The organism is Brevibacterium sp. S111 (assembly GCF_004745075.1).
Classification (GTDB): domain Bacteria; phylum Actinomycetota; class Actinomycetes; order Actinomycetales; family Brevibacteriaceae; genus Brevibacterium.
On the sequence record NZ_RHFH01000005.1, the window covers coordinates 1 to 25307 of the forward strand.

Annotated in this window: 17 protein-coding genes and 1 pseudogene; 3 read left to right on the plus strand and 15 right to left on the minus strand. The window is 60.7% G+C overall.

Translation table 11 applies throughout. From position 1 onward, the window contains the following. From EB836_RS06900 to EB836_RS06920, 5 genes and pseudogenes are all read right to left on the minus strand, one after another. Positions 1–589, minus strand: a pseudogene (locus EB836_RS06900) (IS21 family transposase); the annotation flags it as partial. A gap of 323 nt (positions 590–912) precedes the next feature. Further along, positions 913–1980 (minus strand): NAD-dependent epimerase/dehydratase family protein, encoded by a 1068-nt coding sequence (locus tag EB836_RS06905; RefSeq protein ID WP_240689690.1) that lies wholly within the window; start codon positions 1978–1980, stop codon positions 913–915. Next, positions 1973–2695, minus strand: a complete 723-nt coding sequence (locus EB836_RS06910) for an IspD/TarI family cytidylyltransferase (protein WP_135538874.1) — start codon at positions 2693–2695, stop codon at positions 1973–1975. Before EB836_RS06910 ends, EB836_RS06905 begins: the two co-directional genes overlap by 8 nt. Next, complete coding sequence (locus EB836_RS06915) at positions 2677–4458, minus strand: CDP-glycerol glycerophosphotransferase family protein (RefSeq protein WP_135538876.1); 1782 nt, start codon at positions 4456–4458, stop codon at positions 2677–2679. Before EB836_RS06915 ends, EB836_RS06910 begins: the two co-directional genes overlap by 19 nt. 274 nt (positions 4459–4732) lie before the next feature. Continuing rightward, positions 4733–6427 (minus strand): glycerophosphodiester phosphodiesterase family protein, encoded by a 1695-nt coding sequence (locus tag EB836_RS06920; RefSeq protein WP_135538878.1) that lies wholly within the window; start codon positions 6425–6427, stop codon positions 4733–4735. Positions 6428–6856: 429 nt separating this feature from the next. On the opposite strand from EB836_RS06920, the gene EB836_RS06925 reads away from it, so the two are divergent. Further along, positions 6857–8101 (plus strand): CDP-glycerol glycerophosphotransferase family protein, encoded by a 1245-nt coding sequence (locus EB836_RS06925; protein ID WP_135539239.1) that lies wholly within the window; start codon positions 6857–6859, stop codon positions 8099–8101. A 25-nt stretch (positions 8102–8126) separates the two neighbouring features. Here the strand turns inward: EB836_RS06925 and EB836_RS06930 are convergent, their stop codons facing one another. The 7 genes from EB836_RS06930 to EB836_RS06960 all read right to left on the minus strand — a co-directional run bounded on the left by EB836_RS06930 (position 8127) and on the right by EB836_RS06960 (position 18633). Further along, positions 8127–9467 carry a glycosyltransferase gene (locus EB836_RS06930; RefSeq protein WP_167854380.1) on the minus strand — a complete coding sequence of 447 codons (1341 nt, stop codon included), beginning with the start codon at positions 9465–9467 and terminating at the stop codon, positions 8127–8129. A 600-nt stretch (positions 9468–10067) separates the two neighbouring features. Then, positions 10068–12623: a polysaccharide pyruvyl transferase family protein gene (locus tag EB836_RS06935; RefSeq protein WP_135538882.1), complete on the minus strand. Its 2556-nt coding sequence runs from the start codon at positions 12621–12623 to the stop codon at positions 10068–10070. Positions 12624–12830: 207 nt separating this feature from the next. After that, positions 12831–14951, minus strand: a complete 2121-nt coding sequence (locus tag EB836_RS06940; protein WP_135538884.1) for an acyltransferase family protein — start codon at positions 14949–14951, stop codon at positions 12831–12833. Positions 14952–15055: 104 nt separating this feature from the next. After that, positions 15056–15979 carry a glycosyltransferase gene (locus tag EB836_RS06945; RefSeq protein WP_135538886.1) on the minus strand — a complete coding sequence of 308 codons (924 nt, stop codon included), beginning with the start codon at positions 15977–15979 and terminating at the stop codon, positions 15056–15058. After that, positions 15976–16806 (minus strand): CDP-alcohol phosphatidyltransferase family protein, encoded by an 831-nt coding sequence (locus tag EB836_RS06950; RefSeq protein WP_135538888.1) that lies wholly within the window; start codon positions 16804–16806, stop codon positions 15976–15978. Before EB836_RS06950 ends, EB836_RS06945 begins: the two co-directional genes overlap by 4 nt. Before the next feature lie 65 nt (positions 16807–16871). After that, complete coding sequence (tagD, locus tag EB836_RS06955) at positions 16872–17261, minus strand: glycerol-3-phosphate cytidylyltransferase (protein ID WP_135538892.1); 390 nt, start codon at positions 17259–17261, stop codon at positions 16872–16874. A gap of 103 nt (positions 17262–17364) precedes the next feature. Further along, the gene (locus EB836_RS06960) at positions 17365–18633 is read right to left on the minus strand and encodes a CDP-glycerol glycerophosphotransferase family protein (protein ID WP_135538894.1); all 1269 of its coding nucleotides are present in this window, start codon (positions 18631–18633) and stop codon (positions 17365–17367) included. 136 nt (positions 18634–18769) lie between these two features. Between EB836_RS06960 and EB836_RS06965 the strand changes: the two genes are divergently transcribed. Further along, on the plus strand, positions 18770–21901 hold the full coding sequence (locus EB836_RS06965; RefSeq protein ID WP_135538897.1) for a BTAD domain-containing putative transcriptional regulator: 3132 nt from the start codon (positions 18770–18772) through the stop codon (positions 21899–21901). Here EB836_RS06965 and EB836_RS06970 read toward each other — a convergent pair. Together EB836_RS06970 and EB836_RS06975 are read right to left on the minus strand one after the other, a co-directional pair. After that, positions 21849–22703, minus strand: a complete 855-nt coding sequence (locus tag EB836_RS06970) for an ABC transporter permease (RefSeq protein ID WP_135538899.1) — start codon at positions 22701–22703, stop codon at positions 21849–21851. The two genes, EB836_RS06965 and EB836_RS06970, sit on opposite strands and share 53 nt — an antisense overlap. Beyond that, positions 22700–23173: a DUF4162 domain-containing protein gene (locus EB836_RS06975; RefSeq protein ID WP_135538901.1), complete on the minus strand. Its 474-nt coding sequence runs from the start codon at positions 23171–23173 to the stop codon at positions 22700–22702. The genes EB836_RS06970 and EB836_RS06975 overlap by 4 nt, the downstream gene beginning before the upstream one ends. Positions 23174–23253: 80 nt before the next feature. Between EB836_RS06975 and EB836_RS06980 the strand changes: the two genes are divergently transcribed. Further along, a complete protein-coding gene (locus EB836_RS06980; protein ID WP_101596633.1) occupies positions 23254–24822 on the plus strand; it encodes a recombinase family protein in 1569 nt (522 codons plus the stop codon). Between the two features lie 40 nt (positions 24823–24862). On the opposite strand, the gene EB836_RS06985 is transcribed toward EB836_RS06980, so the two are convergent. Further along, positions 24863–25063, minus strand: coding sequence for a hypothetical protein (locus tag EB836_RS06985; RefSeq protein WP_009882043.1), 201 nt, complete (start codon positions 25061–25063; stop codon positions 24863–24865). Between the last annotated feature and the right edge of the window lie 244 nt (positions 25064–25307).

Sequence of the window (25307 nt, forward strand, 5' to 3'; positions counted from 1 at the left end):
ACATCGCTATATGCGCCCGCAGCCAGGTGTCCTGCTTCATATCCAGGGCCGGTTCAACAAACGCGTAGCGCGAGAACGGCAGGCAACCGACGAAGAGAAAGACTTTCGTGTGTGTCCCCGCGACCGGGTCGGTAAGCGTCATCGTTTTGCCCGACCAGTCGACTTCGACGCTTTGGCCGGCCTTGTGTCCGACTCGAGAGGCCAGGCCGGAAACGAGCACATGGTGCTGGTAGGTCTTGCAGAAGCGGTCATAGCCCATCGCCGGCGAGTCTGTGGTGGCGCAGGCGTCACGGTACTCGCTATGCAATAGTTTCAGCGTGACCCCGACGCGCGCGAGTTCGCGGTGGACTTCACTCCAATCAGGTTGGGCGTAGACACTCTCATGCTGGCCACGGCCAGGAAACAATCGAGCGTAGACATCGGCATCCGGCATCCCGGCTGCCTCGTCGTAGGACAGCCCCACGGCGTCAGCGGCAGCGATGACGGCGTCGACGGAATGTCTCGACATGCCCTGAGCGGCAATCTGGCGGCGAGAGAGTCCTTCAGATCGGAGGCGAAGCACCAACTTCGCTTTAATTTTGCGTACCATTCGTTTTGCTCCTTCTACCGCGTGAGTGGCCACGCGGTAGAAGGAGCCTAGAAACAGGTGGCGCTGAAGTCGAATATTCGGGGGCGCTCACGACGCCGGTCGACACCCAAGACAGGTGGCGCTCAAAGACGAGCGCAGTGGCGCCCAAGAAGCCGAATATTCAGTCGAGCAACTGAGCTCTGCCGTACGCGGACGGGCACACGTCGGTGGCCGTTGTCGGTGCAACTGCCGGCCAGGTGCCCCTCCGCATGGCTCCGTAATCTCACTGCCGACTCTCTGCGCTCGCCGGAGAGGTGTTGCTGCCAGCGAGCGCAGAGACGCATCTATATCAGTGGTCCATCCTCAAATGATCGAATTGTGCGGGAGACGCCGGTTTTGAGATCGTTGGCTGGCTTCCAGCCGAGAGCTTCAAGTCTGTCCGAGGCCAGACCCAACGAAGCCACTGGAGAAAAAGCTCCACTATCTTCTTGATTGACGAACTCAAGCTTGAGCTCTTTCTCGGGCCTCGCTGTTGCGAAGGTCTCTGCAAGTTCACGAATACTGACGTTACCTGCCGGATCTGCCACGTTGTATACGGGGTCATCACCGCAGAGATGTGCATAGAACAAGCCAGAGACGGCGTCCGCTACGTACGTGTAAGTACGGGTGGCTGCGCCAGCGCTCATCATTTTGATGTCTCGGCTGTTGACGACATCGGCGAGGAAATCGGCTTGAACTCTTCCATCGTCAAGAGCCATACCCGGGCCGTATATGTGTCCGAATCGAGCGCTGAGAGGGCGTATACCGAATTCGGCGGCGTAAGCGGCCAGAGCAGTTTCTGCTATACGCTTGCCTTCCGAATAGCTCGCTCGCGGACTGAAATGTTGGAACGAGCCGACCGAATCTTCTGAGATCAATTGAGCGCCGGAAACACTTCCGTAGACCTCAGATGACGACAGGAGAACAAAGGATCCTCCGCCCTTCTCCTCCTGGGCGTCCAACAGATTCATTGTGCCCAGCGTATTTGCTTTCAACGTGGTCACAGGAGACATTTTGTGCAATGAGGGACGAGCGGGCGAAGCTCCGTGAAAGACTGTATCGAAAGTGCTGTCGAATGATTGAGGTTCGCTAACATCGCCTGCAATCAGTTTGAAGTCAGTTCGATCAAGTGCGCTTCCGAACCGCGACTTCGCTTTCTCCAGATTCCGCACCATACCAGTGAGACGCAGATTGAGACCGTGCAGATCGTTCGCTGCGAGAAGCGTGCCCACAATGTACATCGGGATCATTCCCGAAGCACCCGTGACTAGAATGTTCTGACCACTGTAGGTGTCCCAGGGTAACTGAGCTTTTGCTATCTGCTGGACGTCTTCCTTGAAGACTGGTGAGTCGAATAGGACAACGTCATTCACCGTCGAATGCCTCGCGATCTTCAATAAGCGTAAGGAATGTCCGGCAGACATAATAGTCGGAAGCGGTGGTGATCTTGATGTTGGTGCGTGGACCTTCGACTCGGTGCACGTCATAACCGAAACTGTGCATCAAGGTACAGGTGTCAATAGAGTCATTCTCGCCTCCTGCCACAGCCCGATCGTACCCTTCGAGTGCATCGACGAGGCGGAAAGTCTGGGGGGCCTGGGCGGTCCACAACGGATCACGAGGAATAACGTCTTTGATTCCGTCTCCTTCTTCCACAACGACAGTCTCGGTCATCTTGGTGCAAGTGACGGCCGATCCAAATTCAAGGCCACTCTCGATGTTGCGCGATACCAAGTCGGCGTCGATCAATGGGCGGACGCCATCATGGATAAGGACGAGGCTATCCGGGTCGTTGTTCTCGGCCACGACTTTGAGAGCGTTGTGTCTGGATTCCTGTCCGGTCGAGCCACCATCGACAATCCATTTCACTTTGGTCAGTTCATACCTTTTGACCAACCGTTCGAGGTACTCACGAAATTCGGGGAGAATAGCTACCGCAATGGCATCGATGTCGGGGTGTTGTTGAAAGACATCGAGGGTGTGAACGATGACGGGCCGGCCATGGATCTCCAAAAACTGCTTCGGACGTGAACTGTGAGCCATTCTGGCCCCCACTCCACCAGCGAAGACTACTGCAATGTTTGCCATTCGTTCTCCTCGTTTTCTTCCTCTTCGGCTGTCATGGGACGAGGTTCGTCTTCAGCCGAATTCGCTGCTGCTTCTTCTTCGTATTTGTCGTTTTCCAGAATGTTCTCGTGATCGCGAGCAGCCAGATCATCAAAATTGATCGAAGCTTCTTGTGCAGGTTCAATGATCGGTGTGGACACGACAAGCGTGTCAATCACTCTGTCAGAGTTGTTCGTATCCACGAAGTCGAAGTTCTCACGTACGAACTCCTTGGTCTTTTCCACACTCAGCGCAGGCTGGCGGATGAGGTTGACCAATTCGTCGAACGTAGTCGCGATGCTGCCAGGTGCAGCCTTTTCGTAGTCTCTGTGCATTCCACGCGTTGCTGAGTATGTTTCGAGATCGTACGCAAAAAATATCATCGGGCGTTCTAGCAGCGAGTATTCGTAAATGACCGAGGAGTAGTCCGTGATGAGGACGTCAGAGATCAGCAAGAGGTCGTTGGTGTCGGGACAAGAAGCGACATCGATCAGTCGGTCGCTGAATTCCGAAGGGATCGGAGCCGGCTCCGGGATGAAGTGGTGTTGACGGAAGAGGACAACGGTGTCGTCACCGCATGCATCGTAGAGTGCTTGGAAATCTATGACATCGTAATCGTAGTGTGCGTCGCCAGACCCTCGACCTCGGAATGTGGGGGCCCAGAGGATCTTACGTTTGTCCTTCGCCTCGGGGAAGTCGTTTTCGAATTCCACAAGAACTTCTTCCGCACGCCCTTCTCGGAGGAATCCGTCTATACGCGGTAGACCGGTCGCGAAGACCGATTCTCGTTCGATGCCGAAGGCTTCGCTATATACATCGCGAAGGTGCTGAGACCCACATATGGCATAGGAATACTGCCGGTGAGCATTTCGGAGATTCGGTGAGCCATATTGGCCGAACCGACTGTAACCGACCGATTTGAATCCGCTACCCGCGTGCCACAGCTGAATGATCTTCTGCTCATTCCGATTGCCGAGATCTTTCAGCACGGCGAAGTAGTCATCGATGAGGATGGTATTCGCCTTGCCCATCTGCCAAGCAAGGTGGAAGGCGCTTCGCCGCGAGCTTGTCCGGCCTGTTCTGAACGAATAGGCGAAGTTGTAATCCTTATCGAGACCGCGTTCGATCATCCTGTCGTGGACGGCCTTGAGGTTACCTTGCATGTTTGGTCTCGCCTCGGAAGCGAACAGAATGTTGCTGCCGTCGTCGGGGCGCTTCTTCGATCCGGCCGAGTAGACCTTTCGAAGAGCTTTTCGCTTTGTCTTTGCCCACTTACCGCGGATCTTCGACTTCATTCGCGCCACCCTGGACGACGGTTTGCCCGCGGAGCGACCGAACGAGTATGTACGCATCAGGAAGAATGGTGCGCCCTCGTCATCAGAGACACCAAAGGTCACTGTGTACGCCGAACGATTCTTGTTGTACACGAAAGCACGCGAGTACCCATCCAACTCGCCGACTCTCCCCAGGGGGAAGTTTGCGGGATGGAGCTGGCCGCGCCGCAATGCCACCATATAATACGTGCCGTTGGGCACCTGGGAGCGACGGTTGAATTGCGTGACGTTGATCGTCAGCCGGTAGCGACCCGAAGCGACGGGTTCGAAGGCGACCGGGAGCAGATTCACTCCAGGGTTCGCGTTCGAGGTGAGGTAGAAGCCGTCGACGTCCTCACCTGGGAACTCCACAGTGAAACTGAGGTTCACTCGCTCCCAGTCGAGGTCGACAATTTTCAGTTCTTCGGACACACGCTCCCCTTACCCCTGCGGGCTTCACTTCCAAGAAAGATGATATTCAACGTTTCGTAACGGCAATAGCCTAACAGCCGCGCTTTCGTGGGTCGGCCCAGACGGTCTTCGGCGCGTAGTACGTCGCCACCTTCGACAACTGTCGAATGCTTACACAGTCGATGTCGGCCTGCCCGTCAGACCATACGGTTGAAGAATCACGAGCATGATCCAGACATCAGCCTGAAGACACTTGCTTCATCGTCCGCCGATTCGGCGAAGGTAGTTCTGCCGATCAAGGACGTCGCCGTCCGAACCACTTCGGCCGAAAGCCTTTCGAAGACTCTACGTCGTCCCACACCGCAACCATGACGAACTTGGCACCCTCCTTGGTATTGATGACCGGCAGTGCCTCTTCGTCTGTGAATAGGTATCTCGTCACCGGCGGTCTGGTCCGCATAACCTTTTTCGTCCGGAATGTGCCATCAGTGCAGAACCACTGGTGCTCCCCGTCGAGATTGACACGCAGATGCCATCCCGCGAACCGCTTATCGGGCAGGGCGAACCTCTGTATCGCAAGAGTCTCGGAACCGTTGTTCGCCCAGCGCTTGGAGTCCCGAAATTCAGTCGCTCCGCTGGGAACCTTTACCACGTCTCCTTGGATTGCAGCGTTCCTGACTGCCTTTGAATACGTTTCCGATGCATCCGGCGATCCACTGTGGTAATACACTAGGAAGGGCTTCTGTCCGAAACGCCCTCTCGACTTCTCCAGCTTTTCGGGCGTCACATGGTCCGTGCACACGGTATCGACTCCGGCGTTGAGTACCCCGTCAGCGAGAACACTGTCATTGGAGATCGTGTATGCAAGGACTCTCAGGCCAGCGTTCCTAATCTTGCTCACCACATCTGCGGTGGCAAGACCCCACCGTAGCGCGACAGCACAGATTCCGGTGTCCACGCAATAGGTCGTGATTTCGTCGAGTCGCCCCATACTCATCCCCACCAAGAACTGATAATGCGAGAAATGGTGCACAGAGTCGATGTCGCGATGCATCTGCTCCGAATAGGCCTGGATCAGCAGCCGATCAAGAGCGCTCTCGTCATATTGGAAATCCTCAAGCAGAGAGCGCACACGGTTCTTGACATCATTTCCCTCGACTTTGTGAAAGTCGATCTCGAACGTGCATTCAGGGTGTTTCCTGACGATCTCGTACAGTTCCCTCGCGTCCATCATCGATTCGCCATACGGCTTCAAACGCATTGCGCGTTCGTAGGTCATCTCAACAAAATCATCGCTGTATTCGATCCCGCTGCGATCACACACAGATTTCGTCCATCGGCCGGCAACGAGCCTCCGGTCGGTGGTGTACGACAAATCCACTTCAAAATACGTGTACCCATTTTCAACAGCGTGTTCGAATGCCGCCTTCGTATTGTGGTTCGAGGTCCCTCCATATCCCCCCAACGCATGAGCCATGAGTTCATTCGAGAACATCCGTGAACCGCAGTTCGCAGTCTTTCCAGATTGGTCAACCCACTGCGCGTCCAACACGAGGTTGTGGTGGTCTAGGTGGCAAAGTTCAGCAACATCGTCGCCTGGCAGGATGAGTTGCTTAGGCGACATTTCCGCTGATGCAGCTTCCCATACTCTCTTCTCGCTGTACCACTGCCACTTGTCTGCGATTCTGCGGCGAGCGTGGAACCCACGAAACACAGCCTCGGTGTGGCCAAACCCGTCAACAACCTTCCATGAGGAGGGATCATTATCAGTAGCCGGTTGTGCCGCCAGGTGCCTGAGTGCCCCCGAACCTCTACTTGTCTGCATCCCGCGAATGCCCAGTTTCTGGAATTCCTCTTTGTAATGCTGCGAGGTAGCGCCGTTGCCTACGTACACAATGTGCCCGCAGTTTGGCATAGGAACGGTGGAACCATCGGGGCCAATGAGCTTAGTGGGGCCCGTTAGCAGGTTTTCGTTCTTCTCGGTGTCCAATTGGTCAGATCCTCAGTTTGTGCGACAGCCTTCGCCTCGGGGTTCAAATGCACGGCCTTGTGTGCTGATGAATGTTTGCCCCACACACTAACTTAGATGTAGTCGCGGCGGACGCCAGACGCCGGATCGCCAGGCATTCACTTCCATAGTGGCCAATCACATACCGGCCCTCGGAATGCGCGACCCACTGTCAGCGCTGGGTCTTCCCGCCCGGCTTCGCACCGCGCCTAAACACTCTCCAGCAAGCTCGGCGGCATAACACCAGGAGAGACTGGGTGCCCCCGTAGGGACGTGACTAGTCTTCAATTTTGGCCCGTACCATTGTGGGTGACATCGTCGACGAGGGCGACCCAGCCGTCGAACGAGCATTCTTTGAGATTCGAAAGGGACACTGTGAAGAGCCTGCTACGTAAGACAGCCCTATGGGCGGTGCGGTCGCCTGCTTGGAACACGACGAGCAAGTGGATCAGAGGCACAGAGCGCTGGAACCGGTTCGAAGACGAATACGATGGCAGCTATGCCAAGGGTGACGTGGTCGTCTACTTCGGTGATCGCAGTTCCAAGTTCTATCAGCTCGAACAGTGGCTTCCCGTGCTCGAAGAACTGCACAAGAAGCACCGAGTCGTTCTCGTCCTGCGCAAAGGTTCTTCACTGCTGCAAGCGCTGGAATCCACACATCTTCCGGTGGTCTTCAAACGACGCTTCGACCCCCTTCACACCTTCTACCACGCCAACGATTTCAAGCTCGCACTCTATGTGAACAACGGTGTGACGAACTTCCAGTCCCTGGCCTTCGCCCCGATAGTCCACGTCCACGTCAATCATGGTGAGTCTGACAAACTCAGCATGGTGTCCAACCAGGCGAAATCCTACGACAAAGTGTTCGTCGCCGGCGATGCTGCGATCGAACGCCACCGCAGAGCACTCATCGATTTCGACGAATCGGCACTGGTCAAGGTTGGTCGCCCGCAGCTCGACGTCGACCGGCCCTCAGAACTCGAGCCTTCGTCTGCGCGGACGATCATGTACGCGCCGACGTGGGAAGGCGAAAACGATTCGAACAACTACACCTCAGTCGACCTCTATGGACCTCAGATCGTCGAGGCAGCACTGAGGATCCCGAACACCCGACTGATCTATAAGCCTCATCCCCGGGTCGAAGCATCCTGCGACCCCGCTATGACCGAGGCCAACGAGCGTATCCTCACATGCATCGCCCAAGCCAACGAAACTATCGCCGACCCGACTAAGCAGCACCAGGTGCTCATGCAGGGCGACATCCTCGCCATGTTCGGCGCGGTCGACTTGCTTGTCACCGACATCTCGAGTGTCGGACTCGATTTTCTCTACCTCGAGCCGCACAAGCCCTTGGCGCTGACGGATCGCCGCACCGATTCGGCCAAACTCAACGCCGAAGCGCCCGTCAGTCGGGCCACTCCGATCATCGACGCCTCTACGATCGCCAGGGTGGAATCGATGCTGTTGGAGATGCTCTCCGATGACACGGCCGCCGCTGCTCGGCAAGATCTCAGGCGCCACTACTTCGGCGAAGGTGAGAAAGGGACTTCGACGGCACTGTTCACCGCTGCCGTCTCCAAGCTCATTGCCGATCGCACCGTCGAACTGAAGAAGTTCCACTCAGACAGCACGAATGCCGAGTCCAGCGACGAGTAGGTTCTCGGCTCCAAGCCCACCCGACTTATGATCGTGGACGAACCGAAAGATTCCCGTGCTTCGTCGTATACCATTCCCCGTTCCCTGCCTGCACGGCGCGGAACCGCCTCGGCGTTTGAATCCTGCGCTTTGCCGTCCAGAGGTCGTGAGCTCTGCGCAGATACACGTCGAAAGTCTCGTCCGGAGACTCCGAGAAGCCTGCGTAGTCCACGTCGAAGGTGAAAACGATTCTGTGTCCGAATCTGCGCGTTGAGATCTGGGCACTGTTGCTGATGAAGAACGTGCTGAGTTTCCTGCCCGCAACGACCAGTTGTAGGCTCCCGGCGATCACCGGATCAATCTGGTCGAGTTCGATCTCGATGCGGCAGCCCTGAGGTGTCGCCACGCACGTGAGCTTCTTGGCTTCGATCGTTGGTACCGGTTCTGCGCCTAGGTCGTCGGGCAGGTTCACCACGGTCACGTCCTCCAGCACCTCCTTCCAGCGCCGGTACCCGGCCTCGGGAAGGTAGCGTTCGACAGTCTTCCGTGTCTCCCTGCGCATGTCGTCGACGCGGTCTGCGTCCAATGAGAGGAAGTCTTCGATTTGGTCGGCCAGGGCGCCGATGTCGCTCCACGGCGTAATGAAACCATTGCGACCGTGCTCGATGAGATCACGCGGGCCGTAGGTGATGTCGTAGACGATGGGGATACTTCCGGCACCCATGGATTCCATCATCGACAGCGGCAGGCCCTCACTTGTGCTCGTGAGCATGGAGAACGACGCTGACTGCAAGCGATCCGACACGTCGGTGACATAGCCTGGCAGTTCGACGCGATCACCGAGGTCGAGGTCGTCAATAAGTTTCTCGAGTTTGCCCCGCTCGCTGCCTTCACCGAGAACGGTCAAGGAGACGTCGATTCCGCGATCCCGCAGTTCTGCGACCGCGCGGATAGGATGATCCACGCGTTTGAGCGCGATGAGATTGGCGATCATGACAGCCGAGTTCAGCGGACGCCGGCGCGGGGCTTCGGACAGCGCGGCCGACTCTGGGAGCTCTCCCGTCAGTAGTCGGATGTTGGCCTCCGGGAATCCCAGGGCCCTGACCGCCTCTCCCTGCTGTTCGGTCTGCACCCCCACGATGTCGAAACGGTCGAGGTTACGCATCGTGTCCAGTCTGCGCGCCAGGATCTGACCATGGTCTCCGTTCCACGGGTGACGGAGGTGCGACCCGTGGAGGAATAGGATCAGTGGGAACGCTCTGTCCGAGATCTCGTGGATGAACTCGCTGACTTGTTTGTCATCCACAATGACGAAAGCAGGTTCGGCCGTTACGATCGCGGAGATCCAGGCGTTGTAGAAGTCGCGGGGGCGTCGCCATTCCGTCATCGGGAGTCCATCCGGCGAATGCAGAACGAATCGTCTGCCGAGCTTCGGATCCTCGATGTCGGTGAGCAGGAGGCTTCCGTCCGCCCGCCGGTAGTTGCGCCGGATGACCGCCCGGGTCCGCGGGCTGCGGAACACATCGTAGAAGGCAGTGATGTTCTCGACTTCGCCGTCCTCGAACGGCAGCGGAGCCCTCAGCGGTTCGCCTTTGAGCGTTGCAAGGCCCGATTCGGTCCTGGCACGAAGTTCCGGCCAGATGTTCACCAGCTCGACATCGTCGCTGATCTTTCCTTGGGCCATCAGACGTGCTCTGGTCTCGTCGACATCCATATGCGGACTGAATGTGAGAATGGTCTGAGACCGTGGGCGTCCGAACTTCTGGAAGCTGCGAATCCGTCTGAGGGCAGCGGTCGTCATCCCGCCCATGGATTCTGGGATTCCCCACAAGACGTTGTAGACGTGCACTGCGTCGGTGCCGAGAGGACGAGCAGAGTCGACCGAGTCAGAGTGGCTACCATTGGTCTCAGGGAATGGTCGAGCAGTCAGGCTCACTGCTGATGCCTTTCTTCAGTACGTGGGCGATGTGGACGGTGAAGGCGTTCTTCACCGACTCAAAGTCATCTGACCGTAGTGGTGGGCCTGGCCGCGCCAGTTGACGATCTTGGGGTTCTCAGAGGTCTCCCACTGCGCACGGATGTTCCATTCGCTGTCGAGTTCCGCATACCGTCCACGAACTGTTGTCTGCAGTGCGTCAACATATCCGATGGGGACTTCTGACAAGAGTCCGAGAGTCTGCTCGACGATTCCGGCTCCACGCAGTGCACTCGGATTGAGCACAGCGACCTGCGGATCGAATGGTGCGAAGTCTTCGCTCATTCCGAAATGGCTGGCAAAGACGTACTTGAGCGCACCGACGTGGTCATCGCCGAAGGCACTGGCCGTCCGCCGCATCAGAGTGAGTCCGCTGGCGCGGTACTTCCTCACATCATGTTTGGCCGCGATGAATGCCTCGCCGAGATCGACAGCCGCCAGTTCTGAGACGTCAGCCGACACCTCGGCAGCCGCGGGAAGCACGACGAGTCGCTCATGGTCCGCGAACAGTTCCGGCAGGAGAGCCTGCACCACTTCATTGGTGTTCGTGACAGCGGGGAACGTCACCGGTGGGAGGACACGGATCGTGCCGTTGGACAGGTGTGACTCGATGTCTTCGACCTTTGGCGTGTCCACTGCGTCCGCCGGCAGCCACACGCGGTAGCGCGTCGACGCATGCGCGTCAATTGCTTTTACTGCAGAAGCCACCAGGGCCTGTTCACCCTTGTCGACCGTCATGACGATGTCTATGACGTCTTTCTCGGGAACCGGATTTTCGACGGTCTCGACGGCGTTCGCAACCGCGGCGCTGTCAGCCTTGGGTAGCTGGGCAGAGGCGAGGTATTCGTCGGCGACGTCCATATCGTCGGCCGTGATCTCGACCCACTTCTCATAGATCTCGTCTTCCGGTGCGCCCGTGGCGATGAGGGGAAGCAGCACGGAGAGCTTGTCGAGGATTCCGTTGCGGATCGCGTCGAATTCCACTTCGTTGATGCCGATGAGACCACCGAAGCGAGAATCAGATTTGTTCTTAGGTTCGAACTCGACGTCCGCGCCCACCGAGCGTGCGGGAAGGTTCGCGTGCAGGCGAGACGTGAGAACTTGCTTGTATTTGTAGGCGTAGTCGGCGACCCAGTTGCGCGCCAGCTCGAGGTTCTCCGGGAACGACTTGTCACGGATGGCAGTGACCGTCTGCTTCTTCTTCGGCCCCTTGTTGTCCTTCATCCAGTCGACACGCAGGGTTCCGGCACGGTGATCTGCAGGCGGTGCAGGGAAGAGCGTATCGACCGTGGTCGTGAGACATCCGGAGAAGAAAGAGGGAACTCCGACGGCGCGCAGGACTGCCACGGACTGCCAGTCACGGCATCCGACCGGCCCGTACTTCTTCAGATAGGCGATGGCCTCTGGGGTGAGCATCTCGGGATAGCGGACGAAGACCGACAGCAGGATCGGACGTAGGTTCGGATGGAACGGAATGTTGAACGACTTCCCGAAGATGTCATGCATATACCAGCCGAAGGCGATGTACCAGGTGTCTTCGGGGATCTCCTGGTAGACGTTGCCGTCGCGGTAGACCTCGACGAGGTTGAGCTCGGCCTCAGGGCCTGCATATTTCCGCTCGTCTTTGACGGACTTGCGGAACTTCGCAAAGAGTTCAGCCAGTCCTTCGTCACCGGTGAAGTTGAGGTTCTCGTAACGCAGGAGGTGCCCGATCGAGGCGATCGTCTGAATGTAGTCGCCGACGTTGCGTGAGCGGACACCCGGCTGGTCGTAGCTGAGCACACCAAAATTGCGTTTGCCTGCGGTCGTGGGAAACGGTTCGAGGTGTTTGCCGCCGGGCAGCCAGTCGAGCATACGAGTGAGTTCGTAGCGAACCGCCTCGTCGAGGTCATCGTCCTCGCTCAGACGCGGCTCCACCAGGGTACGGACATGATCGAAGGCGTCGATGCAGAAGGCTGATTCCGCGGTGCGCAGCACGGCCTTTGCACTCCACCGCTGTGTCTCCCCCGCCTCGTTGGATCGCTCGAGCAGCGGCAGCGCCTCGCGTCCTTGGGAGTCGAGCGCGGTCGGATAGTATTCTTCGGCGGCCGCGATGATGAGATCGCGATCATCGACCTGCGCGAATTCCGACCAGGCCACGGCCGGTTCCGAGGAACGCTGGTACGCCATCCCCAGCAGTGCTCTGCCGACCTGGACTTGGCTGGGCTGAGTGCACAGATTGAGCCCGATGGACACGAGTTCGGATTGGAATCCCGCGGCAATGAGGGCCCTCGCCGCCTCGACGGCTGACGGACCGAAGGACTCTCCCCTGGCCAGGGACTCGGACAGCTTCGAATGCGCTTTCAGTCGTGCCAGCTGCCGTTCCTTGGACGCGGCCTCCTGTGGCGAGGGTGCGACGTTCCACCCGTCGATGTCTTCGGCTGATCCGCCTCTGAGCCCGACTGCAAGCTTCCGATACGCCCGGGCGGTTGCGGCGGCATTCTTCTGTGCTTCAGTGACCGACTTCTTCCTGCCTTTGCCTCCGGCAGCACGTTCGCGTACGTATTTCGTGCCGGAGGCCCTTTCCACCACGGGAAGTGCCCGTCGAGCAACGCCGTGGACCACAGGTTTGATCAACTCTCGTCCCTTGCTGATGTATCGATCTGCTGAGTTGCGTCCAGTGGTCACTCGTGTCGTCCTTTGCAGAGGTTTCAGTGCACAGTCGGTGGTCGGGACCGATCAGGGTCACATTATCGGATTTCGCTGTCAGTTCGTTGAACCGACGGCTCTGGCTCTTCAGTTGAAGGTGTGCAAACCCGATCGGCGCAGACTCGCATCGAACTGCGGTGCCAGGGTCTGCGCATAGGTGGCTGTTATATGAGCGGTGTCGAAGTAGGTGATGACTCCGCCGATGACGGGTTCACAGGTGCCGTCCGGGCAGAACCAGTCCTGCGGGTACATGACGGATATCCGCTTCGAGTCGATGGTCCTCGCCGAGGCGGCCAAGGGATCCATCCAATGCCAGGACTCTGGTGTTCCCGAGCACGCTTCGAGGTCGTCCTCATGTTTGGCGACGCAGTCGGGCACGGTGATGTCGGCACCTCCAGGGTAGGGCGTATCCCTGACGACGAGAACGTCGAGCTTCGCTTCGACCCAGCTCTGCAGGATCGAGCGATGCCCCTCAGGAGCCTTCTGCTCGGTCTGATCCCAATCCATGCCCTGCAGAGGCGTAGACTGGCGTTCGGACGTAATTACTGCGTCGAACCCGCCCTCCGTGGTGCGCTCGACCACCCAGTCCGCGTAGTCCTGACAGCCCTTAGTTTCGCCCGGAGTCGACAGTTCCTGTGGCAGGGTCGAGATGCTGCAATTCGAGGCCAGGAACGTGGTGATCGTCCAGTCGTTCTTCTCTGCCAGCCTCTCCAGTGTCGGCAGCCAGTGCCCGGCATGAGAGTTGCCGACCAGTGCGATGTGCTTCGAGCCGTCGCCGTAGGTGCATTCGGGTTTGCTGGCATAAGGTGCACTCGCCCAACAGCCGTCGGCATAGGCCTTCGACTTGTCCTTCTTCGCTGCGGCGGGTTCCATCTGCAGAGTGTTCAAGTTCTCGCAGTTTGGATTGTCCTTCGCTTCAGGCAGGAGGATTCCGGCGCCGAGGCAGGACTCCGGATCCGCCAGCTTCGTCTGCAGGCTCTCCTCGTTCTGTTCGACGATCCGATTGGCAATGGTCACCTGACTGATTCCGAGGGTGCTGACTATGACCATGGCGATGACCGCGAAACCGAACGCCTTCGCTGAGCCGCTGAGGACCGCGGCCTTTCGGAACCGGTTCTCCACCCAAGTCGTCGACGCCCATGCGGCGAGGATCGAGACGATGATGATGACGACCTTCGTCGTGAATCCGAGACTCTCCGCCCCGCCCAGTTTCACCGACAGGTAGGGCACGAGGACGATGAGCGGCCAGTGCCAAAGGTAAACGGAGTACGAGATGTCGCCGAGGAAACGCACCGGTCGCAGCGACAGCAGCGGGAGTACGGAAGTGCGTCCGCGCGAATCGGCGAGGATGACCAGCGCAGTCGACACCACCGGCACGAGTCCGACGAAACCGGGGAACGGCATGTCGGATCGGATGACGAACGTGCCGACGACAATCCCTGCCAGCCCGATCCAGCCGAGCAGCGAACTGAACGGCAGGCGCTGCGGTCGGATGTAGGTCACGAAGACCGCAACGAGACCGCCGGAGGCCAGCTCCCACATCCGTGTCGGGGTGATGAAGTACGCCATCGCCGGTTCAGCGAATGTGTACCAGGCAGAGAAGACGAACGATGCAAGGAAGATCCCAAGGACGGTGAACCCGACGATTCGTTTGGACCGGCCGAACTTCGCGCCGAGCATGAACGACAAGCCGATGATCATCGGCCAGACGAAGTAGAACTGCTCTTCGACCGATAATGACCAGAAGTGCTGCACCGGAGACGGTGCGTTGTCTGCCGCCAGATAGTCAACGCTCGAGATCGCGAAGTCCCAGTTGACGACGTACAGCGCAGCAGAGACGATCTGCCGGCCCGTGTCCGCCCAAACCGATTGGGGTGCGACGAGGAAGGTGGCTACACCGACGGCAAAGAGGACGAGCAGCGAAGCGGGCAGCAGCCGCTTGATCCGTCTGGCCCAGAATTTCGCGACGTCACCCCAGCCGCGTGGAGGCTTGTTGACGAGGTGGCTGGTGATGAGGAAGCCGGAGATGACGAAGAAGACATCGACACCGACGAATCCGCCGTCGAATGTGGTCGGCCACAGGTGGTACAGCAGCACGATCCCCACGGCCAGTGCGCGCAGTCCTTGGATGTCGGAGCGGAAGCCGGCGACCCGGGGTGCGGTGTGCGCGTGGGGAGAGTTTTCAGCAACGGCGGCTGACGACGGCATGAAGCGGCTCCACTCGGTTTCTCAGTCGGTGAGGTCGGACCCGACCGCGGTCCCTGTCTGTTCTCTGTACGATCTTTTAGACACTGGGCAGATGATGCCGGACCTCACACGATCGGCGGTCGACCATGCCGGGACATGCGCAGCACGCCGCGTCCGGACAGCTTGCGTCGGTCTTCGTCATCGGCCCAGGGGTCGAGTCGCCAACCGGCACGCCATCCTTCCATCCACGCTTTGAGCTGGTGCGGCTTGTTCGCCCATTTGATGCACTGAATCACCGTCCACGAACAGACATATGCCCAACTGAGTGGCCACGGCAGGTTGCGTCGTGCCAACCAGACGCGGTTCCTCGCGTTCATATAGAAGTACTCGTCGTGGCGTCTGGGGTCGATCACAGGGTGCGCGACGGTAAGGTCGCCCATGTACCAGACAATATAGCCGGCATCCCAGACTCGCCACGCGAGTTCGATGCCCTCATGGGCGTACCAGAACGGTCCCGGCCATCCGCCGCATTCGTCGAAGGCACGTCTCTGCATGCAGACCGCGCCTTCCCAGACTGAGAACACGTTCGACGAATGATCGGCCGCGCCCTTCTTCAGCCGGGGGATCCAGCGTTTCGGTGAGTTCGGTCCGCCGGGCTCTTCGACGCGGGGCTGAACCAGCCCGATTCTCGGTTTGGTGCGCATCAGCTGGGCCATGCGCATCAGCGAAGTGTCATCAGGCAGCCAGGCGTCATCGTCGAGGAAGAACAGGAATTCACCGGAGACGTGGGGAACTCCGGCATTGCGACCCGCCGGTATTCCAAGGTTCTCCGGCAATCCCAGTTTCTTGACCCCTTCGGGGATGCCCTCAGGTTCCCAGCCGTTACCCACACAGACGATGTCGAGGTCCACGCCCTTCTGTGCGAGAAGAGACTCGAACCCACGGTTGAGGTCGTCCAACCGTTTGCCCTGGCTCAATACGACGACGCCGAATGTGTAGCGGCGGTTCTCTTCGGCCCGCTGAGAAAGGATGCGCGAGGAATCGTTCATGACAGTCGCCTCGACGCCATAATCGACAGGAAGTGTCCGATCACGGAGAGCATGCACAATGGAGCCATGATGAGTACGAGCCAGCGTTCTCCGAACAGCGGATCGGCTCCCGCCGACACTGCGAACACGGTGACGATGCTTGAGACGAGTGCCATCAGCGACATCTCGACGGAGTGGAAGATGCGGTGGAACGGCACGAAGCGAGCGATGCGTTTGAGGGTGGAGACCAGGCCGGGGTTGAGCGCGGTGGCTTCTTTGGAATCGGCGAGTTTGCCGAGGCCGTTGAACGCCCTCGACACATGGACCATGTCGTTGAGTGCCTTGTTGAGAAGGACCAGTGCGGCCAGGACCGTTCCGGCCAGCAGAAGCGGGTAGGAGCCTGCGGGATCGTCGACGAGGTTGCTCCACTCCCCCACGGCTCTGAGACCCAGGGCAACCGCGACGAGGCCTTCGGTCGTGTAATGACCGACTTTGTCGAGGAACACACCTTTGGCTCCGCTGGTTCCCCTCCACCGCGCGACCTCACCGTCGCAGCAGTCGATGTACATCTGGACCTGAGAGAAGAACACAGCAAGGACTGCGCCCCAGATCCCCGGGATCAGGAGACTGCCGGCGATGCACCAGCCGGCGAGAATCATCAGACCGGTGACGCCGTTGGCACTGATCTTCGTGCGGACGAGCAGCATCGTGAAATAGATCGAGATGTGACGGAGGTAGAGCTGAGCGGTCCAGTGTTCGGCGTTCTTGCGGCTGCGGACTTCCACCGGCTGCGCCTTGGCCCGAAGCTCCGACAGAGTCGGATGTTTCGCCGGAGACTGTTCGGGCACGTCCGTTCCTCTCTGATCCTTAGATGGTGTCCAGCCACGATAGCGCGAAGACCGCGCCATCTCGGTCAGGACTTACCCAGCTCGCTCTTGATGCGCGTCGTCGAGATCTCAGGCGTGCGCGGCAGATAGACGACCTCGCACTTGTCCTTGAGGAAGTCGAATTCGCCTTCCCAGTCGTCGCCCATCACGAAAGTGTCGATATGGAATTTTTCGACGTCGGTCGACTTCTGTTCCCAGTTGTCCTCGGGAATGACGAGGTCGACGTAGCGGATGGCTTCGAGCATGTGCTTGCGCTCTTCATAGGAGAAGTACGACTTCTTGCCCTTGCCAGCGTTGAATTCGTCGCTCGACAGGGCAACCACCAAGTAGTCGCCCTGCTCCTTGCACCTTTGGAGCAGTCGAATATGCCCGTAATGGAGCAGGTCGAAAGTTCCGTACGTGATGACTCGTTTCATTGCTGAATCCATCCAGTGTTCAAAGCCCAACTCGTGAGCCGCGGAAATGGTCCCGCGCTACTTTACCATTCTGTTACTTCAAGTTAAGAAACTGTAATGCGCTTCACTGACCGACCTTCTGCCGGTGCTCCTCAGTCCTCAGCTCGATCACCCGCTCGCTCGAACGGATGAAGCGCGCGGTCTGTGCACCCGGTGCGGTGTCGCCGAGGTAGAACTCTGCCAGAACGGCGACCGAGCCGTCCCGGGACACGGCCAGATCGATGAGGTCGACGACGTCGTCCTGTCCCCCGGGCTCCACCGTCGGGCAGTGGTCCAAGAGACCGCCGTCGAGGACTTCGGCTTCGGGTTCGTGCGGTTGGACCATGACCAGGGGCTTTCCTGATGACAGCCAGTCGAAGGCCACGGACGTCATTTCGACGACAGCGACGTCAGCTTCCTCGAGTTGCCACGACACGTCTGGGCTCTGGTCCAGGTAGCCTCTCGGATCCGATTCCACGATCTCTTTGACTGTTTCCAGTGCCTTCTCGAAATCGTGTCGCATGACTCCGGTGCGTGGATGCGGTCGGAAGATCACTCGATACCCCGCTTCGAGCAGTGCGGTGACGATGGCCTCTCCGTTGAACGCGATGGTCCCGTACGACATCGAGGGTGAGTCGCCCTCCCACGTGGGAGCGTAGAACACCGTTTTCGCATCGGGTTGGGCGGTCTTGAACTCTTCCCATTCTCGAGGAATGGAGCGCGGCCGATCCAACTGCGGCCGTCCGACGTCATACATACGATCGTCACTGAGCCCATAGAGAGTCTGCTCGATGCGCTGTCGAGCGGCCTGTCCTGCCGTGAAGACGAAATCATAGCCCTTGAGCTGGTTGGAGATCATCGAGATCTTCTCACTCTCACCGTGGCTGAGGTGAATGTGAGCTGGCTCCGGATAGCGAAGCGCCTGGAAGTTGCTCGTCGCCTGATTGACATAGAAAACAGCCCGAAGGCTCGGCGACTGCATGAACTTGTCCAGGCCGGTGGTCAAACGCGAGAACCGCACCGGGAAGTCTGTGACGCCTTGCAGGTACTCGGCGACCGGCGCGTTGCGGACGATGATTCCGAAAGGGCGACTGCTGTGACCGTTGTCTTTGAGACGAGCTTCCAACTGTTCGAAGGGCCACAGCCACTGTTCCAGCTGATATACCGAGCTCAGGTCTCCTGCGAAGTAGGCCGCCGCTACGAATTCGTCGTGATCCTGGGGGTCGAACTCGTCCGAGAGCCGCGATTCGCGAACCCGCTCACGCAGTCTCTGCGCGACGAGTTTCGCCGCTGTCTGCGCGAAGTTGGCACCACGAACCGCGGTATGCGGCAGATCTGCCGGAAGAAGACTCATGGATCCTATTGTGCATGTCTGTCTGTGCTCATCCTGAATTCGTCCTCCACTCGAGCTTGATTACGTCACCCGCAGTCCCATGTCCGCGGGGAGCACGGGCACCCATTTGCGATGCAGCACAACTTAGACTGGACAGGTGAAGAACCCCCGGCTCAGACTCATCGACGACGTCACCTGGGACAGTATCCCCGTCACGGGCGAACGCATCAGGTCCCTGCTGCGTCTTCTCGCCGACGCCGGTCCCCGCGGGCTGGCGAGCTCGAGTCTCATCACCGCGATCTGGCCCGACTCTCCGCCGACGCATCCGACCAAGGCTCTGCAGATCCTCGTCTCCCGTGCCCGCACCCTGGCTTCGGCAGAGGCGATCGCCCGCACCGAATCCGGTTACCGGCTCAACCTGGCCGACGAGGATGTCGACATCTGGGCACTGGCCTCGCTCCTCTCCGGTGCCGAGGAAGCACTGGCGAACGGAGCGACGGACCAAGCACTCGAATCCGCGGAGACGGCCGCGGCTCTCGGCAATGGTGAGCGGGCAAGGAGGATCATCGCCATCGCGCGTTCCCGGCAGGGACGACGCCGTGAAGCTCTGCCCGAACTCGAGGCACTGACCCAGGCCGATCCGCTCGATGAGGAACTCGCCGCCGAGCATCTTCGCACCCTCGCCGCGGTCAAAGGGCCCTCGGCTGCCCTTGAACGATTCGATAGGCTCCGCAGCCTGATGATCGAGGCGATCGGCACGCGTCCAGGACACGTCCTGCGCAGAGTCCACGAGGAGCTGCTGGCCCTCGACCGACCCATGCGTTCCGGTCTCCGTCATTCCGCTGCGAGCCTCCTCGGCCGGCACCGAGACATCGAAGAGCTGTCCGGGCTGCTGTCGACGGCGCGCTTGATCTCGATCGTCGGGCCGGGCGGGCTGGGCAAGACACGTCTGGCGCAGGAGCTCGCTCAGCTCAGCTCACTCCCCCGGGTCCATGTCATCGAGCTCGCTGCCATCAGCCACGCCGATGAGATCCTCAACGCGATCGCCGACGGCCTCCGCGTCCGAGAGACCGTCAACCACCTTGATCGCAATTCCTCGGGCCCGGATCTGCGCCGCCAGGTCATCACAGCGTTGAGCACGGGACCGAACCTGCTCGTCCTCGATAACTGCGAACATCTCATCGACGGGGTTGCCGCCATCGTCAACGACCTCCTCGCCGCGGTGGCCGACCTGCGTGTCCTCACCACCAGTCGCACACCCCTGCGTCTCACGGCCGAACACGTCTACATGCTCGGACAGCTGTCGCCGAGCGAGGCCGAGGAGCTCTTCATCCAACGTGCCCGTGCGGCACGACCGACCGTGACGATCGACAGTGACACGGTCGCCTCCCTCGTCGGCCACCTCGACGGACTGCCGTTGGCCATCGAACTCGCGGCCGCGAAGACTCGCACACTCACTCCCGAAACGATCCTCGACAACCTCACCGATCGGTTCGTCCTTCTGCGCGGAGGTGACAGAACGGCACCTGAGCGGCATCAGACCCTGCAGGCGGTCATCGACTGGTCCTGGCAGCTGCTCGACGACGACGCGAAGACGGCGCTGATGACGATGGCCCTCCTGCCCGATGCCTTCGGTGCCGACTGCGTCGAGGACATTCTCGAGGCCACGGCCATGCGGACGATCGAGGACCTCGTCGACCAGTCCCTGCTCACTGTCATCGAACGTGACGGCAGAGTCCGTTTCCGAATGCTCGAGACCATCCGTGAATACGGCCACCTCCGCCGAGGCGAATCGGCAGAGGCCGAGCAGATCGAGAATGCCGTCGAACAGTGGGCGGTGGATACCTGTCAGAGCCTCATCGATGACATCCTCGGCTCCCGGCAGCTGCAGGCAGTGGGCAGGCTGCGAGCCGAGGAACACAACCTCACCCCTGTGCTCAGGCACCTCCTCGACTGCCGTGACGACAGGTCCATCGTCATGCTCGCAGCGTTGCTGCCCTACTGGATGGTCGGTGGTGAGCATATCCGCATCATCGAGCATTTCCAGCTCCTCGAACGCTTCCTGAGCGACTGGACGATGCCGCGACACCTGGCCGAGCACACCCGCAGGGTGCTCGCCGTTCAGACCACGACCTGGGGGATGCTTCCGCGCTGGCACGAGCTCCCGGCGACCTCGCAGCTGCTCGAAGAACTCGGGCCCGAGTCCGCCGACCCCTTCGTCCGTGCGATGGCTCGGCTCGGGCTCGTCATCGTCAGGGCACCGGATACGAGCCATACCTCGCCTGCCGCTACCGAGCTGCGCGAGCTCACCGAATCCGCTGATCGCCTCACCCGTTTGGTCGCGTCCCCTTACCTGTCGGGAATCCAGGAGAACGCCGGGGAGTTGACCGAAGCCATCGCCCTGCTCGACAGCGCCTTCGCAGATTTCCAGGCCGATGACCCACCGTGGCTGCCCACGCGGTACCACGAGTCCCTGGCCCAGCTGCATCTTCAGCACGGTGACTTCGCCGAAGCCCGCGAGCACGCTATGGCCGCCCTGCCGACGCTTGCGCAGTTCGGCGACAGCATCGAATGCCGCTCCTGGCTGGCCTTCGCCGATCTCGGTCTCGGTGAGCTCGAGCGTGCCGAGGCGGAACTCACGGCCCTCGCCGAGGCCGAGGAACAGAACGAGCCGTTCGGCAACCGCTACATGCTCCTCCTCGGTCGTGCCGAACTCGCACTGCTGCGCGGAGACGTCGCGGCCGGCATCGAACTGCTCGCTGTGGTCCGGCGCACCGGACGTACCCGTCCCGCGCTCCCGGGAGTGCCGGACAGTGACGGGCTCGACCCGTGGACTCTGCTCATCGGCGCGGTCTCAACCGTGGTCACCGCCCGGCATGAGCCCGAGTCCTCGGACGAATTTTTCGACTCGCTGATCGATCGGGCCGAACGCGCAACCGACCCGCACCGGGTGCATTACGATTTCCCGGTGCTGGGCACAGTCGCCTACGCCGTCGCTGTCTGGCTCCGGCAGCGCGGGCAGTGCGTGCACGGCATCGATGGTGAGCAGGTGACCCGATTTGCGGCGCTGGCCGCCCGGTTCACCTTCAATCGGGTCTTTCCCTCACTCGACTGGACGAGGCTGACCAAGGAGCTCACCTCGGCGCAGATCGCTCGGTTGGACGAGATCACGACGGAGATAGATTCGCTCGACTTCGCCGAGGTGATCGCGCGGTATCACACCGACGCTCTCGCGCTCAGGCGCTCCGTTGGTACGACTTCACGGTCAGCGGCGCGAAGATCGCGATGACGACGGCGCAGCCGAGCAGGGCCCAACCTGCCTCGGCGGAGAAGGTCGCCGAGTTCGCCAGGTCCCGCACCCCGGACACGACGTGGGAGATCGGGTTGATGCCCACAAACCACTGCAGCCAGCCGGGCATGGATTCGACGGGGACGAAGGCATTGGACAGAAAGGTCAGTGGGAAGAGGATCATCATCGAAATGCCCTGCACCCCTTGGGCCGAGCGCACGATCGTGCCGATGTAGGCGAACGCCCAGGACAGGGACCACCCGGTGACGATGACGAGCACGATGGCCGAAACGACACCGATGAGGCCGCCTTCGGGTCGATAGCCCATCGCGATGCCGGCGAGGAAGGTCACGGTCGCGGCGATCCCGTAGCGCAGCAGATCCGCGACCATCGGCCCGGCCAACGGCGCGATGCGAGCCACGGGCAGGGTCTTGAACCTGTCGAAGATGCCGGAGTCCATGTCCTCTCGCAGCTGCACTCCGGTGGCCATGCAAGCGGTCAGACAGGTCATCGCGAGGATGCCGGGGACCATGATCGGCAGATAGTTCGCGACGTCGCCGCTGATGGCGCCGCCGAAGATGAAGCCGAACATCGCAGTGAACAGGACCGGTTGGATGAGCACGTCGGAGAACTGCTCGGGCTCACGGCGCATGTGCTTGAGTGCGCGCGAGGCGAAGCCCATGGTCTGGTTCCATGTCTCGGCAAGACCCGGCCGACTGGGCAGGGAAGCGGTGTCTGTGTGGGTTCGGTCGATTGTCGTGGTCGATTCGGAAACGGATCGTTCAGCGGGGGCGGTTCTCATGCTGGGACTCCTTCTGTGGTCTGGGGCTGGGCCGGACGGTCGGTCGATGCCGTGTCTCCTGTGATGGTGAGGAAGACATCGTCGAGGCTGGGTTCGGCGACCTTGATCGAAGCGACGTCGATGGAGGCCTCCCGCAGGGCGACGAGGACGGAGGCGGCCTCCCCGGCCTGCTGCAGGGAGACGGTGATCTCGCCGGCACCTGAGGAATGGACAGCGGCCTCACCGACGACGTCGGCGGTGATCCTCAGCGCGCGGTCGATCTCGTCGGTCGACGATTCCGCGTCAAGGCCCACGTGGAGGCTGGATCCGCCGATCGAGGCTTTGAGCTCGGCTGGCGTGCCCTGAGCGACGATCGTTCCGTGGTCGATGACGGCGATCCGATCGGCCAGTTGGTCGGCCTCCTCGAGGTACTGCGTCGTCAGCAGCACGGTGACTCCGGAGGCGACGAGGCCGCGGATGGTCTCCCACATCTGGTTCCGGGTCCGCGGGTCGAGGCCGGTGGTCGGTTCGTCGAGGAAGCGAAAGGGGGATGGGAAGGCAGACGTACCTCATGTCCATGAACACCACCACGATGAACACCACGACGAACAGGCTGCTGGAGCTGCCGCTGCTCACCCCGGACCTGCGGGCCGCGGTCGAGCGGCTCCGGGAGATGGCCGACGACGAATGGATTCCAGCGATCCTCTACGGGCGTGCCTCGCAGGACCGGCACAAGCTGATGCGCTCGATCGATGACCAGCTCACCGACATGGTCGGCTGGTGCCTGCCGATCCGCTGGTACCCGGAAGCGATCGTCCGCGACGCCGACCGGTCCGCCTCCCAATGGCGCAAGAAAGAACGGGAGGGCTTCGATGAGGCGATGGCGCTGATCGAGTCCGGCAAGTACGGCGGCTTCGCCTCCTGGGAGCCGTCTCGTGCCGGACGCGACATGGAGGTCTACGTGCAGCTGCGCAAGGCCTGCCAGCGTGCCGGAGTCCTCTACCTCACCCACGGACGGGTCTACGACTTCGCCCGCTCCGATGACTCGTTCATGATGGGGTTTGAATTCCTCCGCGCCGAGGCAGATGCGAACACGATGCGCGAACGGCAATTACGCACGGTCAAGCTCAACGCCGACAAGGGCCGCCCCCACGGTCGCCTCCCGTACGGGTACCGGCGGGTCTACGACCAGCACACTGGTGTCCTGCTGCGCCAGGAACCCGACCCTCACACGGGGCAGATCGTTCGTGACGCTGCTCGGGACGTGCTGGCGGGTAAGAGCATGTACTCGGTCGCGATGCGGTTGCAGGATGCCGGGGAGCCGACGCCGAAGAAGCCGTGGGCCGAGAGCCCTCGCGGCTGGGACACCTACACGGTCCGTCAGGTGCTCCAGAACCCCACGATCGCGGGCAAGCGCGTCTACCGGGGCGAGGTCGTCGGTGACGCCCAGTGGGAACCGCTGATCGACTGGGAGGACTTCCAGAAGCTCCAGCGCCTGTTCGCTGACCCGGGCCGGCGGGTCAAGGGCGGGGGCGGGATGGCTGCGAAGACCCTCATGGTCCACATCGCCCGCTGCCACTACTGCGGCAGGCCGCTGAAGCGGGCCACGCTGCGGAAGAAGGAGAGGACTCCCGCGGTGAAGTATCAGTGCCAGTTCCGGGGGTGTTATAAGACGATGATCTCCCAGCCGGGCCTGGACGCCTACGTCGAGCAGGTCGTGTTGGAGTGGTTCCAGAACCCCGCGAACCTGTCCCGCCTCACCGGCCACGATGACAACAGCTGGCTCCAGGTCGCCGGGGCTGCTGAGCAGAAGCGGGCGGCGTTGCAGGCCCGCCTGGACGAGGTGATCGAGCAGTACGCGGCCGGGAGCCTGAACCTCGACACGCTGACCAAGCTGGAAGCAGCGCTGCGCCCCCAGATTGCTGAGGCGGAGCAGGCGCTCATCCCGCCGGTGACCGATGACCGCGTCCGCGCCCTGGTCACCGCTGAGGACGTGCCCGCCGCGTGGGCGGGCCTGCCGTTGGCGGAACGGCGGAAGATCATCAAGGCCACGTTCAACGTCCGCATCCGCCAAACGCAGAATCGGGGGCAGAACAGGTTTGAGCCCGAGCGGGTCCTTATCGAGCCCCGCGCGCTCTAAAGGACGCGGGGCTCGAAGCCAGAGAGGGCAGAGTGCCAGTTCAGTAGGTGGTGTCGCCGCGGAGTTGGTGGCGGATCATCTCAGCCTGCTCAGCGCTCATGGGTGGGAAGCGGGCGGCGGTGGTCTTCGCGGCCTGCCGGATCGCCTCCCGGTCGGGCTCGGTCAGGGCCTCGTCGTCGATCGCCAGACGCGGCCTCGTCGTCGTAGTGGTGTCGGTTGGGGGTGTTGGGATGCTGTTCATAACTGACAGGTACGCTCTTACACCCGTGGCCAGAAAAAAGCAACCACAATATGTAGACATCCGAGTATCCGGGAGCTACTATATGTGGATGGTCAGTGCTGTCGTCCCTGTCAAGGCCCCACGGTCGGGGTCGGGGTCGGGGTCGGGCACGGGGGTGCCGATTCGGCACCTCCGTAGCAGTCACCCGTCAGGCCTGCCGGTGGTGAAAATTTTGCACCACCGCCAGCCCTCGGACCGGCGAGCC